The organism is Agrobacterium vacciniicorymbosi (assembly GCF_040427045.1).
Classification (GTDB): domain Bacteria; phylum Pseudomonadota; class Alphaproteobacteria; order Rhizobiales; family Rhizobiaceae; genus Agrobacterium.
In genome coordinates, this window is sequence record NZ_JBETMF010000002.1 from 263,119 (window position 1) to 277,651 (window position 14,533).

General features: G+C 59.0%; 16 protein-coding genes. 10 read left to right on the forward strand and 6 right to left on the reverse strand.

Annotated features, from left to right (window positions below; translation table 11 throughout):
- The first annotated feature begins 104 nt into the window (after positions 1-104).
- Complete coding sequence (locus ABUK73_RS04555) at positions 105-1,589, forward strand: protein adenylyltransferase SelO (RefSeq protein WP_353576230.1); 1,485 nt, start codon at positions 105-107, stop codon at positions 1,587-1,589.
- Between the two features lie 227 nt (positions 1,590-1,816).
- Here the strand turns inward: ABUK73_RS04555 and ABUK73_RS04560 are convergent, their stop codons facing one another.
- On the reverse strand, positions 1,817-2,917 hold the full coding sequence (locus tag ABUK73_RS04560; protein WP_353576231.1) for a saccharopine dehydrogenase family protein: 1,101 nt from the start codon (positions 2,915-2,917) through the stop codon (positions 1,817-1,819).
- Between the two features lie 122 nt (positions 2,918-3,039).
- Here ABUK73_RS04560 and ABUK73_RS04565 point away from each other — a divergent pair, with 122 nt between their 5' ends.
- The gene (locus ABUK73_RS04565) at positions 3,040-3,468 is read left to right on the forward strand and encodes an Lrp/AsnC family transcriptional regulator (RefSeq protein ID WP_112501786.1); all 429 of its coding nucleotides are present in this window, start codon (positions 3,040-3,042) and stop codon (positions 3,466-3,468) included.
- On the opposite strand, the gene ABUK73_RS04570 is transcribed toward ABUK73_RS04565, so the two are convergent.
- From ABUK73_RS04570 to ABUK73_RS04580, 3 genes are all read right to left on the reverse strand, one after another.
- Positions 3,445-3,789 carry a type II toxin-antitoxin system RelE/ParE family toxin gene (locus tag ABUK73_RS04570; RefSeq protein WP_353576232.1) on the reverse strand — a complete coding sequence of 115 codons (345 nt, stop codon included), beginning with the start codon at positions 3,787-3,789 and terminating at the stop codon, positions 3,445-3,447. The two genes, ABUK73_RS04565 and ABUK73_RS04570, sit on opposite strands and share 24 nt — an antisense overlap.
- Positions 3,786-4,013, reverse strand: coding sequence for a CopG family ribbon-helix-helix protein (locus ABUK73_RS04575; protein ID WP_353576458.1), 228 nt, complete (start codon positions 4,011-4,013; stop codon positions 3,786-3,788). Before ABUK73_RS04575 ends, ABUK73_RS04570 begins: the two co-directional genes overlap by 4 nt.
- Positions 4,014-4,176: 163 nt before the next feature.
- Positions 4,177-5,814, reverse strand: a complete 1,638-nt coding sequence (locus ABUK73_RS04580; protein ID WP_454892323.1) for an alpha/beta hydrolase — start codon at positions 5,812-5,814, stop codon at positions 4,177-4,179.
- 191 nt (positions 5,815-6,005) lie between these two features.
- Between ABUK73_RS04580 and ABUK73_RS04585 the strand changes: the two genes are divergently transcribed.
- The 6 genes from ABUK73_RS04585 to ABUK73_RS04610 all read left to right on the forward strand — a co-directional run bounded on the left by ABUK73_RS04585 (position 6,006) and on the right by ABUK73_RS04610 (position 12,032).
- Positions 6,006-6,818, forward strand: coding sequence for a hypothetical protein (locus tag ABUK73_RS04585; protein WP_353576233.1), 813 nt, complete (start codon positions 6,006-6,008; stop codon positions 6,816-6,818).
- Positions 6,819-7,170: 352 nt separating this feature from the next.
- Positions 7,171-7,674 (forward strand): hypothetical protein, encoded by a 504-nt coding sequence (locus ABUK73_RS04590; RefSeq protein WP_353576234.1) that lies wholly within the window; start codon positions 7,171-7,173, stop codon positions 7,672-7,674.
- Positions 7,675-7,747: 73 nt separating this feature from the next.
- Positions 7,748-9,007, forward strand: coding sequence for a DNA-packaging protein (locus ABUK73_RS04595; protein ID WP_353576460.1), 1,260 nt, complete (start codon positions 7,748-7,750; stop codon positions 9,005-9,007).
- 667 nt (positions 9,008-9,674) lie between these two features.
- Positions 9,675-10,313: a hypothetical protein gene (locus tag ABUK73_RS04600; RefSeq protein ID WP_353576235.1), complete on the forward strand. Its 639-nt coding sequence runs from the start codon at positions 9,675-9,677 to the stop codon at positions 10,311-10,313.
- Positions 10,314-10,355: 42 nt separating this feature from the next.
- Positions 10,356-10,664 (forward strand): Dabb family protein, encoded by a 309-nt coding sequence (locus ABUK73_RS04605; protein ID WP_353576461.1) that lies wholly within the window; start codon positions 10,356-10,358, stop codon positions 10,662-10,664.
- A 204-nt stretch (positions 10,665-10,868) separates the two neighbouring features.
- On the forward strand, positions 10,869-12,032 hold the full coding sequence (locus ABUK73_RS04610; protein WP_353576236.1) for a phage portal protein: 1,164 nt from the start codon (positions 10,869-10,871) through the stop codon (positions 12,030-12,032).
- Between the two features lie 9 nt (positions 12,033-12,041).
- Here the strand turns inward: ABUK73_RS04610 and ABUK73_RS04615 are convergent, their stop codons facing one another.
- A complete protein-coding gene (locus ABUK73_RS04615) occupies positions 12,042-12,329 on the reverse strand; it encodes a putative quinol monooxygenase (protein ID WP_353576237.1) in 288 nt (95 codons plus the stop codon).
- A gap of 205 nt (positions 12,330-12,534) precedes the next feature.
- Between ABUK73_RS04615 and ABUK73_RS04620 the strand changes: the two genes are divergently transcribed.
- A complete protein-coding gene (locus tag ABUK73_RS04620) occupies positions 12,535-12,855 on the forward strand; it encodes a DUF6107 family protein (RefSeq protein WP_353576238.1) in 321 nt (106 codons plus the stop codon).
- Positions 12,856-12,938: 83 nt separating this feature from the next.
- On the opposite strand, the gene ABUK73_RS04625 is transcribed toward ABUK73_RS04620, so the two are convergent.
- A complete protein-coding gene (locus tag ABUK73_RS04625) occupies positions 12,939-13,733 on the reverse strand; it encodes a penicillin-binding transpeptidase domain-containing protein (RefSeq protein WP_353576239.1) in 795 nt (264 codons plus the stop codon).
- A gap of 172 nt (positions 13,734-13,905) precedes the next feature.
- Between ABUK73_RS04625 and ABUK73_RS04630 the strand changes: the two genes are divergently transcribed.
- A complete protein-coding gene (locus ABUK73_RS04630) occupies positions 13,906-14,478 on the forward strand; it encodes an HK97 family phage prohead protease (RefSeq protein WP_353576240.1) in 573 nt (190 codons plus the stop codon).
- Positions 14,479-14,533 lie beyond the last annotated feature (55 nt).

A 14,533-nucleotide genomic window follows, 5' to 3' on the forward strand; every position in this document is an offset into this window, starting at 1 on the left:
CTGGCATGCTTCTAGCAAAGTCCCTTAGTCGCTTCAATGTCCCTTTCATTTGGTAACGTTATATCACAAAGCAACTGGCATCTCACAATTGCGTCTCCATATAGATGGAAACAGGGAGATTACCCGTGATCCATTTTGACAATTCCTATGCGCGCCTGCCGGAGCATTTTACCGCCGCTGCCTTGCCCACGCCGGTGGCGGCGCCGGTGTTGATTGCGTTCAACCGGCCTTTGGCGGAAGAGCTTGGGCTCGAGCTTGATGGCGTGGATGATGAGCGCTTGGCGGCGATCTTTTCCGGCAACGTCGTGCCGCCGGGGGCGGAGCCTTTGGCGATGGCCTATGCGGGGCATCAGTTCGGTAATTTCGTGCCGCAGCTGGGTGACGGGCGGGCGATTTTGCTGGGCGAAGTGGTTGATATCAATGGCAAACGCCGGGATATTCAGCTGAAGGGTTGCGGGCCGACAAAGTTTTCGAGGGGTGGCGATGGGCGGGCGGCGCTTGGGCCGGTGCTGCGGGAATATATCGTATCGGAGGCCATGCACGCGCTCGGCATTCCGGCCACACGCGCGCTGGCAGCGGTGGCGACGGGCGAGCGGGTGCAGCGCGAAACCGGTCTGCCCGGCGGCGTGGTAACGCGGGTGGCGGCGAGCCACATCCGGGTTGGGACGTTCCAGTATTTCGCGGCGCGTGAGGACCATGCGGCCATCAAGGTGCTGGCCGATTATGTGATCAACCGGCATTATCCTGAGGTCAAACAGGCCGAGAAGCCCTATTTTGCCTTGCTGCAAGCCATTGCGGAGCGGCAGCGCGAGCTGGTCTGCCGCTGGCTGATGGTGGGGTTCATCCATGGGGTGATGAATACCGATAATGTCGCTATATCAGGTGAAACAATCGATTTTGGGCCGTGTGCCTTTATGGATGAATATAATCCTAACAAGGTGTTTTCCTCCATCGATGCGCAGGGGCGCTACGCTTATAACAGCCAGCCCGGCATTGCGCAGTGGAACATTGCGCGGCTGGCGGAATGTCTATTACCTTTGCTGGATGACGATGCAGATACGGCGGTGGAGCTGGCCAATTCGGTGCTGGCGGAATTTGCCAGCGACTTCCCGAAACGCTGGCTTTCCGGCATGCGACAGAAGCTGGGGCTGAGTACGCAGGACGATGCCGACGAGCAGCTGGTGCAGGATCTGCTGGCGCTGATGCAGCGAAACGAGGTGGACTTTACGCTGACATTTCGCAGGCTGTGTGATGCGGCGGATGGCAGCCCGGAGGCGTTTCGCGGCATGTTCACCGATCTGGCCGGTGCGGATGAATGGCTGGCGCGCTGGCGGCAGCGGACGTGGCGCGAGAGCGAGACGGAAAGCGCCCGGGCGCAGGCCATGCGGGCGGTGAACCCTGCGGTCATTCCGCGCAACCACCGGATCGAGGAAGTGATTGCGGCGGCGGTGGAGGATGGTGATTTCGAGCCGTTCCATGCGATGGTTCGGGCGACCGCGCGGCCGTTTGAGGAGGTGCCGGAGTTCAGCGTTTATATGCAGGCGCCGATGGGGCACGAGCGGGTGTTTCGGACGTTTTGTGGGACGTGAGGGGGTGTTGTGAGTAGCCGCGGCTGGTATCTCTCCCCTTGTGGGAGAGAAAGCGATTTCAACATCTTAGCCATAGGCTAAGTGTTAGAAATCGCAAGTGAGGGGTCTTTTCTCGGCGCGAGCGGCAAACCCCTCACCTGAAAAATCTATGACTTAGCCGTTGGCTAAGATCATGATTTTTCTTCCTCTCCCACAAGGGGAGAGGTAACAGAGCAAGCATTGCGCTTTCACCCCACCTTCGCCAATCCCTCCCGAGGCGCATAATACTGCCCGAACCGGTTGGCCAGAAAATCCGCCAGACCAATATCCTCCTGTTTCACAAAGCCTTTCTGCGGCAGCTTGCCCTGGCTCAGCAAATCCAGAACCGTCGTGATGCCGGCGGCGGTGGTGATCTGGATGGCGCTCATCATGCGGCCGGAGACGGGCCCGGCGTAGACTTTGTGGGCGTAGGTTTCCTGCATGAAGCGGCCATTTTTTGTGCCGCAGACGGTGACGAAAACGATGACGACATCCTGCATGGTGGCGGGCAGGGCGTTTTCGAAGAGGTCTTTTAGGACATCACGACGGTTGCGCAGGTTGAGGTCGTTGAGCAGCGCCTTCATGATGGCGACGTGGCCGGGATAGCGGATGGTGCGGTAATTCATGGTGCGCACCTTGCCTTCCAGCGTGGCGGCCAGTGTGCCGAGGCCGCCTGATGTGTTGAAGGCCTCGTAGGTCATGCCGTCGAGCGAAAATTCCTCGCGCTCTTCCAAGGCAGGCACGGCGGTGAGGCGGCCCTCGACGATGGCTTCGCAGGGCTCGATATATTCGTTGATGAGCCCATCCGTGCTCCATGTGAGGTTATAATTCAAGGCGTTGGAGGGGTATTGCGGCAGCGCGCCGACGCGCATGCGCACGCTGTCCAGCTTATCGAAACGGGAAGCGAGATCGGCAGCAACGATGGAGATGAAGCCCGGCGCAAGGCCGCATTGCGGGATGAGCGCGCTTTCGGACGTTTCGGAGAGTTTCTTGACCTTGCGGGTGGATTCGACGTCTTCGGTGAGGTCGAGATAATGTGTGCCGACGGCGACTGCCGCTTCGGCTATGCCAGCGGTGAGGTGGAACGGAGCAGCGGAGAGGACTGCGAATTTGTCCTTCAACAGCGCCTGCAAGCCAAGGCGATCGGTGATGTCGACGATCTCGGTATCGACCGGCTCATGGCCGGGAACGTTGGCGAGCTGATCTGCGGAACGGTCCGCAACGGTGACGCGGTAATCGCCGGTGACGGCGAGCATCCATGCGATGGCAGAGCCGATATTGCCTGCGCCGATGATGACGATGTGTTTCATTCTGTCCCCCTTGAGAAATGCCATTGAGGTGACAGAATGCCGCTTTTTGCAAACGATTCGTAGCTTCACTTTGCGCGAAAGAGCGATTAGAATTGTGCATATCGCCAAAAGGATTGTGCATAATGCTGAGTGAAAAAGACCGAGCGCTGCTCTCGCTGCTGGGCGATAATGCGCGCATGCCGGTGGCGGAACTGGCGCGAAAACTCGGTCTTTCTCGCACGACAGTACAGGCGCGCATCGAGCGGCTGGAGGCGGATGGGGTGATCTCCGGTTACGGCATCAAGCTGTCAGACGCCTATCTCTCCGGGCTGGTGCGAGCGCATGTGCTGATTACGATTGCGCCCAAGGCGCTGGCGGGCGTGACGGCTGCGCTGGCCGCGATCAAGGAGGTGACGACGCTGCACTCCGTCAGCGGTAGCTTCGACCTCATTGCCATTCTCACCGCGCCTTCGATTGCCGATCTGGACCGGCTGATCGATGGCATTGGGGCGCTGGATGGGGTGGAACGGACGCTGTCTTCGGTGATTTTATCGACTCGGATTTCGCGGTGAGGTGGGCTGCTCTTCGTAGTCGAAGTCATCTTCGATATCGATGGATGGTGGTTTCTGCTGGCCGTGCCGAACCTTCAGGATGATGATTTCGTCTGGGTGAATCTCATAATCCACCAGATAGTCACCCATGACGGCGCGGCGCACACCCGGCAAGGGAAGCTCTTCGGTTTCGTGACCAATGCGCGGAAATTGCAACAGGTTTTGCCGTAGTCTCGCAAGGTCGTCTCGGAAGTGAGTGGCCGCCTGCGGGCTGCGTTTTCGCAGATAGGCGGCTTCCGATTTGATATAATCCCGCGCCAGCGGAGAGACGACAAGCTTCACGCCGCAGCGCCCTTTACGATATCATCGACTTCGGCAATGACGTCGTCCAGATCGAAGCTTTCGCCGTTTTCAATCTGCTGTCGGGCTTGGGCGATCTCGATGATCTCCCGGCCTTCCGCAGCGAGATATGTTTTCAAGGCACGGACGAAAACCCAGCTGCGTGTTTTGTCGCAGGCTGCTGCGATCTGTTCGATTTCAGCAAGAACATCCTGCGGCAGGCGCATGGTGATGGGTTGCGATAGGTTTCTTTGATCCGCCATCGATTTTTCCTCGATTTGTAATACACAAGATAGCCGGAAATATGCTTGTCGTCAAAGGCCACGTCTTACCGCGCAGACGCGCAGTGGCTGGACCCCGGCTCAAGGCCGGGGTGACGGAGGATAGGGCTCACACCGGGTCGGTGCTGCCCCGTTTCGCCTTGAAAAACATCTTCAGCCGCTGGATTTCGGCGGGTGGCCAGCCCTGCGGTTGGGTGACTTCCAGCCATGCGTCGATGTAGTGTTCCGGCGCGTAGACGTGGCCGTAGCCCATGGGAGCGGTGGTGGCGGCGGCGACGTCTAGGAGCAGTTGCAGTTCGGTGACGACGGGGAACCAGCGGAAGGAGGAGGAGACGTCGCGGCCGCGGGGTTGCTTCATCCATTCCGGGCGGCGGTAAAGGGCGGCGGTCTCGAAGAAAGTGATGGGGTCGCTGGCATATTGCAGATAGACGATGCGCATCGGCCCCCAGGGCTTCTCCGGCATGTGGGCGTTGGTGTATTGGTCCGCAAAGCGGATGACCGAGGAATCGCGGAATTTGGGCAGCCAGTAGGGTGAGCCTTCGGTGCGGCCTGATGTGGCCATGCGCCATGTGGGGCTGGAAAAGGGCGGGCCGCTCCACAGCGCGCCCTGGAAGGGATCTGCCAGCACATCGTAGAGATCGGAGGATTTCTGGCTGTTCAGCGCACCGAGGCTGAGACCGTGCAGGTAGAGCTTGGGGCGGGTGTCCTTGGGCAGCGTCGTCCAGTAGCCGTAGATGGCTTCGAAGAGTGCGCGGGCGGTTTCCACGCCGTAATCCGGCTCCGTCAGAAGCGCGATCCAGCTGGAGAGATAGGAATATTGCACGGCGACGGTTGCGACATCACCATTGTGTAAATATTCAAGCGTATCAATGGCTTCGGGATCGATCCAGCCGGTACCGGTTGGGGCTATGACGACAAGGGTTTCGCGCTCGAAACCGCCGGTGCGCTTGAGTTCTTCCAAGGCGAGTTTGGCCCGGTCCGCTGGTGTGGCCCCGGCATTCAGCCCGGCATAAACGCGGATGGGCTCCATTGCGGGGCGGCTGGTGAAGGCGGAAATTTCGGCGCTGTGCGGGCCGGTGGCGACGAATTCGCGGCCACGGCGTCCGAGCGATTCCCACGTCATGAGGGAGGCGGAACTGCCGGTTTTCATGGGGTCGGAGGGGCGCGGCACATCGGGCTCGATGAGGCTATCCACCTGTTTCAGCGAGCTATCCATGAACCGCAGGCCGACATCGACCACCAGCCCGTTGAGCAGCAGCACAGCGATGATGACGGCGGCGGCAATGCCGACGACATTGGCGAGCGGACGCGGCAAAAACCGGCGGCTGCGCAGGGCAAACAGCCGCCGCACGATCTGAAACAGGCGCCCGAAAGCGATGAGCAAGGCAGAGACGCCAACGGCAATGGCCCCGGTTTTGACGCGGTGGGCGCTGTCCAGCGGGTCAAGCTCCATCAAGACACGAATGGAGTTTTGCCAGGTTGCCGCCTGCCACAGAAAGCCGAGGGCAGCGACGATTGCCGCCAGCGAGATGACGAATAGAATGCCGCGCTTATCATGCCGGGAGGGCTGCTGCAGGCCGAGATAGATGGCGATATCCTTCAGGAATACGCCAATGAGATAACCGATGGCAAAGGAAAATCCGCACAGCACGCCTTGCATGACGAAGGTGCGGGGCAGCAGCGATGGCGTGAGCGAAGCGCAGAGCAGCACCGTGCCGACGACGATGCCGGTGGTGGACAGCGGCATGACCAAACGCCTGATCCATCTCAAGATTCTGCTTCCTTCCCCGGTTGTTTGCTAGGGCAGTGTAGTATGGCGGCGGGGTGCGTGGAAGGAAGGGTACGGAATAAATTTTGCGGTGAATAGGAATTTAATCTTTGGGCTATCCGTATGCTTGACGTTATGATGTAGTATAGATCAGATTCGAGGGATGCTGCATGATACGTATATCGATTCCATGGATGGTTGAAGTATTTCAATCGCTTGATCAGCTTGATTCTCTCCAAGCTCACCAGAATGTTGGACAGGCATTTGGATCGCTATATACAGCAAAGACTAAGATTGAAGACGCATTTACAAAAAGCATATATCAACCATTTCTTAAAATGTCATCTGAACACGCAGACAAACTAGTTTCAGCTATTAATGAGTTTATGGAACCATTTGATCCTGAAAAAGTCATAGACGACTTCGGTGTCTGGCGAATAAAGCATGAAAGGGATCAGTTTAGAATAGTATTCCGTGCTGATATTAGCCAGTTACCGGCTTATCTGGTCTCTAAAAAGGAAAACTATGACATCGACTCACTTATAGATAACGGAGTCGGTCTTTTTCCATCGAGTTTGTTGCAGAAGTCGCCTGAAGCAATGTCGGATGCGATGGAGGCTGGTAAGTGCCTCGCATTCGAGCGATACACCGCATGTGGTTTTCACACTTTTCGTGTCGTGGAATCGGTAGTCAGACGATATTGGGATCACGTGAGCGGAGGAAAGGAGCGGCCAGTTCCTGAAACCCTTGGTAATATCGCTGGACAAATGGAAATAAATAATTGTGGCGACAAAAAAGTTTATGAGTCCCTGAAGCAACTGTCGAGATTGCACAGGAATCCACTTGCTCATCCTGACGTTATACTAGGAAAAGACGAGGCGATCGGAACAATGGGCATGGCCTGGAGTGTCGTTGCACATATGACCACCGTTTTGCCTGAGGTGCCGACGACCACCGCGAACGCGCTAGTGCCACAAGCTTAAAATATAGGTCGATGCAAAATAGGAATTTAATCCTTGACGGCGTGACGGTGGTTTGGTAGTGTTTAGGTATAGTCGGAGAAGTGTGGGTGGTGGGGGTGTTGCCGTAGCGGCGGTGCGGTTGTTTTCACATTTTTAGCGTTGAGGGTGGGGTTTACCCCCCTCTGTCCTGCCGGACATCTCCCCCACAAGGAGGGAGATTGGCTGGGCGCTGACCCCTCGCTCTCTTCGCGAGGTTGGAGATGGGCGAGAGTTTGCCTCCTGCCGATCTCCCCACCTGTGGGGGAGATGCCCGGCAGGGCAGAGGGGGGCGAGCTTGCTCTGACGTTTGACGTTCCAACAAAGCAGGCAAACCATGACATCGACAATCACGACAGACCTCTCGCTTTACCGCGAGTGGCCGCGAACGCCTGTTTATGCCGATAATCCCGCAGTGCTGGAGTTGAAATCCGCACCGCCCGACAAGGCGAGCGACGAGCTGTGGCGGTTGCTGAACGAGATGACCGCTGAGATGCGGGAGCAGTTTGAGTTCTTTCGCTGTCTGCGCGAAGGGGCAGGTGCGGCGCTGGATGAGGCGGCGGACGATGCGGCGGGGAAGGGGGCGCGGGCCGATGTGAAGGCCGCGACCGATGCCATGTCGCTGATCGTGCGGACGCTGGAAAAGATCGATACGCTGCAACGGCAGCTGGCCCGCGATCGCGAGGCGGCGGCTGAAGACGCGGCGGGAGCGCAGGATTATGAGGACGCCGTTGCATTCTTCCAAAGGCGCATCGACGACCTCGTCCGGCAAAAAGTGCGGGCAAGGCTTGTCGCTGCCGGTCTTTCGCCGGACGAAGACACGGCTGAAGCCGGAAAATGAGGCGGGGCGGGCGGCGGTGCCGATGATCGGCTCTCCCGTTCCTGACATTCGCAGGCAGGAGATTGCGCAAGGCATGGCAGCGCCGCTGGCAGAGAAATACCAACGGCAGCACATTGCCCGCTTCAACCGCGACTGGCGCTTCGTGGGCAACCACCCGCAGCAACAGCCGGATGGCGACTGGCGCAACTGGTTGCTGATTGGCGGGCGCGGCTCTGGCAAGACCAGAGCCGGGTCCGAATGGGTGCATCTCATCGCCTCAACCGGCGACCGCTCCGATCTGCGCATTGCGCTGGTGGCGGAAACGCTGGGCGATGCGCGTGAGGTGATGATCGACGGCGTCTCCGGCATCTGCCGGGTGGCGCGGTTCAGGAGACCGGATTTCGAGGCATCGCGCCGCAGGCTGATCTGGCCGAACGGGGCGATGGCGCAAATCTTCTCCTCCGAAGACCCGGAAAGCCTGCGCGGGCCGCAGTTCCACTTCGCCTGGTCTGATGAGCTGGCGAAGTGGCGGTATGCGCAGGAAACCTGGGACATGCTGCAATTCGGCCTTCGCCTGGGTGACAATCCCCGGCAGCTGATTACCACCACGCCAAGGCCGATACCGCTGTTGAAGGCGCTGATGGCCGACCCGGGCAGCCGGGTGGTGCGGATGCGCACCCATGACAATGCCGACAACCTCTCGCCCGGTTTCATCGATGCGATGATGAAGCGGTATGGCGGCACGCGGCTGGGGCGGCAGGAACTGGATGGCGAGTTGATTGCCCAGCGGGACGATGCGCTGTGGAAGCGCGCCTATCTGGAAGCGATTTTCGATGACAAGCCGGAAACTTTGGCACGGATCGTCGTTGCGGTGGACCCGCCGGCGGGCAGCGGCGAAGGCTCCTGCTGCGGCATCGTGGTGGCGGGCATCGGTATCGACGGGCGGTTCCGGGTTCTGGCGGATTGCTCCGCAGAGGGCGCGACGCCTGCGGGCTGGGCGCGAGCGGTGGTTGCCGCCTTTCGCCGCTTCGAAGCCGACCGGGTGGTGGCCGAGGTGAACCAGGGCGGCGAGATGGTGAGCGCCATGCTGAAAAGCATCGACGCCAATCTGCCCGTTACCATGGTGCGCGCTAGCCGTGGCAAATTCACCCGCGCTGAACCGGTGGCGGCACTTTATGAGCAGGGCCGGGTGCGGCATGTTGGGCGTTTCCAGAAGCTGGAAGACCAGATGACGGATTTCGGGCCGGACGGGCTGTCTTCCGGCAAGTCGCCCGACCGGCTGGACGCGCTGGTCTGGGCGCTGACGGCGCTGGCGATGGAAACGATGGCCGAGCCTAGGGTGCGGGGGATGTGAGGGGGTGGCTGCGGTGGTTATCTCTCCCCTTGTGGGAGAGAAAGCGATTTCAACATCTTAAGCTTGGCTTAAGTGTTAGAAATCGCAAGTGAGGGGTCTATGCTCGGCGCAAGCGGCGGACCCCTCACCTGAAAAATCTATGACTTAGCTTCCAGCTAAATCATGATTTTTCTTCCTCTCCCACCCCTTCGACAGGCTCAGGATGATTGGGGAGAGGTAGCTGCGGCAATCTTCATGCGTTCACCAATGACGATTTTGTAGCAGATATCGTGAAACGCAAAACGCCCGCGTAAAGCGCATCACGGGCGGTTTCAAACTGTTGAGCAACGGCGGCCATCATGTCCTGACCATCACTTCTTCGTAGACTGGTCCGGCTTCTGCTGAGCGCCGACTTCGCGCATCTGGCGCCATTCGCTTTCGAGGCGGTCGTAGGTGGTCTGCGGAATTGTTGCTGTCATGGCATTCCTCCTTGGCGGTTGGGCGCTGCGTTTTGCGCGGTGTGAAACCGAGTAAGCGGGCGAAAGTTCCTCAATTCAAGGTAAAATTTTCTCTTAAAACGGTTCGCATGAATTAAAATCGATTAAGATATTTTCAAATCGATTTAGGTCACGCGCGCTGACATGTGGAAAAACGGGGGCTTAGCCACCCGTCATTCAGAAAGGTCATAATGGTGATCGACAGGCAGCGGTTTTTCGAGGCGATTCGGGCAAATCCTTTCGCGGGTCGGTTGAGTGCAAAGCAGGTACAGTGCACCGAACTGGTGCTGACGGAATTCGAAAATCGGGCGCCCGTCGCAGACCTGCGGCACCTGGCCTATATGCTGGCCACGGGGTTTCACGAGACCGCAGGCACCATGCAGCCGGTGCGGGAAACGCTGGCGGCGAGTGATGAGGCGGCTATGCGCATTCTGGACCGGGCCTACGCGGCAGGGCGTCTGGGGCAGGTGCGCACGCCCTATTGGCAGCGCGACGGCGAGGGTAAAAGCTGGCTGGGGCGCGGGCTGGTGCAGCTGACGCACCGGCGCAATTACGAGGCGATGTCGGCGGTGACGGGCATCGATCTGGTGGAACGGCCGGAGCGGGCGATGGAGCCGCAGGTCTCGGCGGCCATTCTGGTGGAGGGCATGCTGCGCGGCAGTTTTACTGGCAGGCGGCTGTCGTACTCTTTCAACTCATCCCGCGCGGATTGGGTGGGGGCGAGGGCGATCATCAACGGCAATGACAGGGCCGAGCTCATTGCGGGCTATGGCAGGTCATTCCACGCGGCGCTGACGGCGAGCCGGATTGAACCGGCGGCGGTGGGATGATAGGCGGTTTTCACCCGAGATTTTTGCATGACAGGTGCTTTCATGATCCGCCATATCGTTTTCTTCACCGTAGCCGAAGCCAACCGCGATGCGGTTCGCAAGGGCCTTTCCGGACTAACAGCCATTTCCCACGCGCTGAAGCTTGAAATTGGCGAGAACGTGAAGAAGGACCAGTGGGGCAATTCGGTGGACTTCATTGTCTACGGCGAATTCGAGAATGAGGCGGCACTGGCGGCGTATAAGGCCGACCCAGCCTATGAGCTTTCCACCAATACGGTAAAGCCGCTGCGGGAGACGCGGGTGGCGGCGGATTTTGATAGTGATAGGGCGGTGAAAGAGCCGATTGGGTGAGATGCACCGGAGCATTTTGATCTCATTTGTGCGGCAGATTTATTGACTTTCGTTTGACGCAAGCGCTTCCGTCCACTCGAACCTATCGTTTGTATCGACGTGATTAGATCCTCGGCACAAGACCGAGGATGACGGCGGAGAGCAGTGCGAAGATGCGGCTGCTTCAGAAGTTGTGGCTGGTTTCTCCATAAAGGAAAAAATTCCATGCGATTTTTTGGTCATCTGCCGTGGCGGCGCCCGGTGGGGCGTGGACCTGTACGCGAAGAAAAGGCGGCGGGTGGGTTTCTGGTGCTGTCTGGCGAGGCGGGGCGGGCGCATTGGTCGGGGCGGGGTTATGGTGCGCTGTCTCGCGAAGGTTTCATGCGCAACCCGGTGGCGCACCGGGCGGCGCGGATGGTGGCAGAGGCTGCGGCTTCCGTCAGCTGGTTGCTGTATGAGGGTGACAACGAGGTTGGCGAGCATGCGCTGTTGCGGCTGCTGGCGCGTCCCAATGGGCAGATGAGCGGGCCGGATTTTTTCGAGGCGCTTTACGGGCATCTGCTGCTTTCGGGCAATGGCTATATCGAGCCGCTGATGGTGGGTGAGCGGTTGCGGGAGCTGCATCTGCTGCGACCCGACCGCGTCAGCATCATCGAGGGGGCAGATGGCTGGCCTGCGGCGTTTGATTACCGCGCCGAGGGCCGGGCGGCGCGACGGATTGCGGCGGATCGCAACGGGCTTGGGCTGCTGCATCTGAAGCTGTTCAACCCGCTGGATGACCATAACGGGTTTTCGCCGCTGGCGGCGGCGGGGGCGGCGCTGGATTTGCACAATGCGGCGAGCATCTGGAACAAGCGGTTGCTGGACAATTCCGCTCGCCCTTCCGGGGCGCTGGTCTATCAGCCCAAGGAGGGCGGCAATCTTTCCACCGAGCAATACGACCGGCTGAAGCGGGAGTTGGAGGAAGGTTACGCAGGCGCGGTGAATGCCGGGCGTCCGCTGCTACTGGAAGGTGGGCTGGACTGGAAGAGCATGGGGCTTTCGCCCAAGGATATGGACTTCATGGAGGCGAAGAACGGGGCTGCGCGGGACATAGCGCTGGCGCTCGGCGTGCCGCCCATGCTGCTGGGCATTCCCGGCGACAATACCTATGCGAATTACCAGGAGGCCAACCGGGCGTTTTATCGGCTGACGGTGCTGCCGTTGATCAACCGCACGGCGGCGAGTTTGTCGGCTTGGCTTTCGCCGTTGTTCGAGGGTGTGTTGCGGCTGGAGCCGGATCTGGATCGGATTGCGGGACTGTCTGGCGAGCGCGATGCGCTGTGGGCGAGGGTGGGGGCTGCGGGGTTTTTGAGTGACGAGGAGAAGCGGGAGGCGGTGGGGTATTGAGCCGCCTGTTCACGCAAAGGCATCCATGAGGATGAAGGTTGCAGCCTGCCGCTGGTGCGCATTTATCAGTGGCACGAGCCGGGTGAAATGCTCTGTGGCGCAATGGGCGTCCAATGCTGCGCGATCTGGCCATTCTTCAATGAAAATGAAATGCCCGGGGTCTTTTTGATCGATGAACAGATCATAGGAAATACAGCGTTCTTCCTGTTTCGTTTTCTCAACCAGCTCTCGGTAGAGCGGGAGCACCAACTCGACGGCGTCCGGTTTGATGAAGTCTTGTGCGATCAGCTTCAACATAAAATTCTTTCTATAACAATGGTTTATAGTGAAGAAGTGAATCGCTTTTCAAGGCCGTTGATCCAAAAACTGAGCCTTATTCTTAAATTTGCGACGAGCCACTTAAACGGTTCAAGAAGACGCAGGTCAATCCTAAAAAAGTGCATGTTGGCTGGTCGAGGACCTCGTTCGACCGCAACTTCAATCCAACCCAGAATGGTGACACATGTCTGAATTTGCCAATGAGGGCGGCATTTGGGCTGCTCGATTTACCGGGGCGGTGGCGGGAGCTGGCGTTTCGTTGATCTATCTGTTGCCCCAGACGCATCGTGAAGCGGCGAGCCGTTTTTTGACGGGGCTGGCCTGCGGCATGATCTTCGGCGGGCCGGTGGGGGTGTGGATCGTCAAGCGGCTGGATATTGCCGATGGTCTCTCGGGTCAGGACATCATGCTGACCGGCGCTGCCGCCTCCAGTCTGTGCGCGTGGTGGGGGCTGGGGGTGATGGTGCGTGTGGCCGGGCGGTATGCGGCGGGGCCTAGGGGGTGAGGTTGGCTTTGTCCTTTGATCAGCACCGAGGACGAGGAGAGAGGAAGGTCTGTGGCGGCAACATCGCGAGGTCAGCGCTAAACTTAAAGTTTCTCTAGAATGGCCAGCATCTTTTTCTGTTCAAGCAAACCTTGGCGACCTTCGACATTGCCGATTCCGAGCCGGGCAAACACGATTGTTCGGCCCCGTCGTTCAGCCCAACCGACAAACCATCCTTCCGGCTTGTTGCGGTGGATTTGTCCGTGCGCGTCGCGTGTCCAACCGCTGCCGGTTTTGCCATGCACCCGCCAGCCAGACTTCGTGCTGAATTCTGGTACGATTTCCATCGCGCGGATGTGAGCCGCAGGGGAGACTGGCAACTGATAGGTCAACAAGCGGCGAAAGAATGCCGTCTGTTCGCGAGGCGAGATTGCCAGAGAGGTGATCCACGCGTGTGAAAGACCGTTGTCCTTTCCCCGTTCACCGGAGATGTCCATGTTGCCGTAATCAAATGCCCTGACGTAGGATGAAAAACGCTCGGCGCCCAGGTGCCGGGTAACTTCCCGCGAATACCAGATTATGGAATCGGCTTGCCAGATGCTGGGATCGACAGGTTTTTTATCTCTCGCTGGAGCCAACATTCCGGGCTGCCATGTCCACAACGGCGTGTGATCATCAATCAATGCGCTAGCGTCATATCCCATGAGGGCAAGAGCAACCTTGAAGGTTGAAGCAGCGGTATGCCGCTCATCACACCGTCCAGTTTCCTCTAAAGTCGCGCCGGTCTTAGCATCTATGATTAAGGTGCATTCTCCAGCGTAGGCCGCTTCCGAGACGCAGGTCAGGTAAAATACCACGAGTGCGGCAAGGACTTTACCGTTGATTACCCTGATGCTCATGGCGTCTCTTAACTGAATCGTTTTCGCGACGTTAGATCAATCGCGTTACCAAGTCATTCGATCATATCGTCAAGGTTGCGGCATAGCCGCTTAACGCAAACTCGCCTCTGCCATGGCGCAACGGCGGCAGTTTTCTGCATCGCCTTTCCTTACAAAATCGCAGGAGAATTTCATGCACGTTTATCGCGGGCCGCGGCCTGCTACGCGCAAATTTGCCAGTCTGGAGCTGCGCGGCATAGCCTTTGACGGGGTGTTTTCCGGTTATGCCAGCGTGTTTGGCGAGGTGGATCTGGGGCGCGATGTGATCGAGCCGGGGGCGTTCCGGCGGTCTATCGAGGAGCGCGGGGCGGCGGGTATTCGCATGCTGTACCAGCACGACCCGGCCCAGCCGATTGGCGCGTGGCGCACCATTCGTGAGGATGAGCGCGGCCTGTTCGTCGAGGGAGTGCTGGCGCCGGATGTGGCGCGGGCCAAGGAGGTGCACTCGCTGATGAAGACGGGTGCGCTGGACGGGCTTTCCATCGGCTTCCAGACAGTGCGGGCGGGTAAGGCTTCGCGCGGCGGCATTCGCCGCATTCTGGAGGCCGATCTTTGGGAAATCTCCGTCGTGACCTTTCCCATGTTGCCGTCGGCGCGGGTTTCCAATGTCAAGCAGGCGCGGTTTTTTCGCGACCGGGAGACGGAGCTGGTGCGGACGATGCGCCGGGCTGCGAAGAGTTTGGCGGGGAATACTTTTCGGCGGTGAGGGGTGCTTTCGAGGCCCGTTCTTCTCTTCCGTCATACCGGCCTTGAGCCGGTAT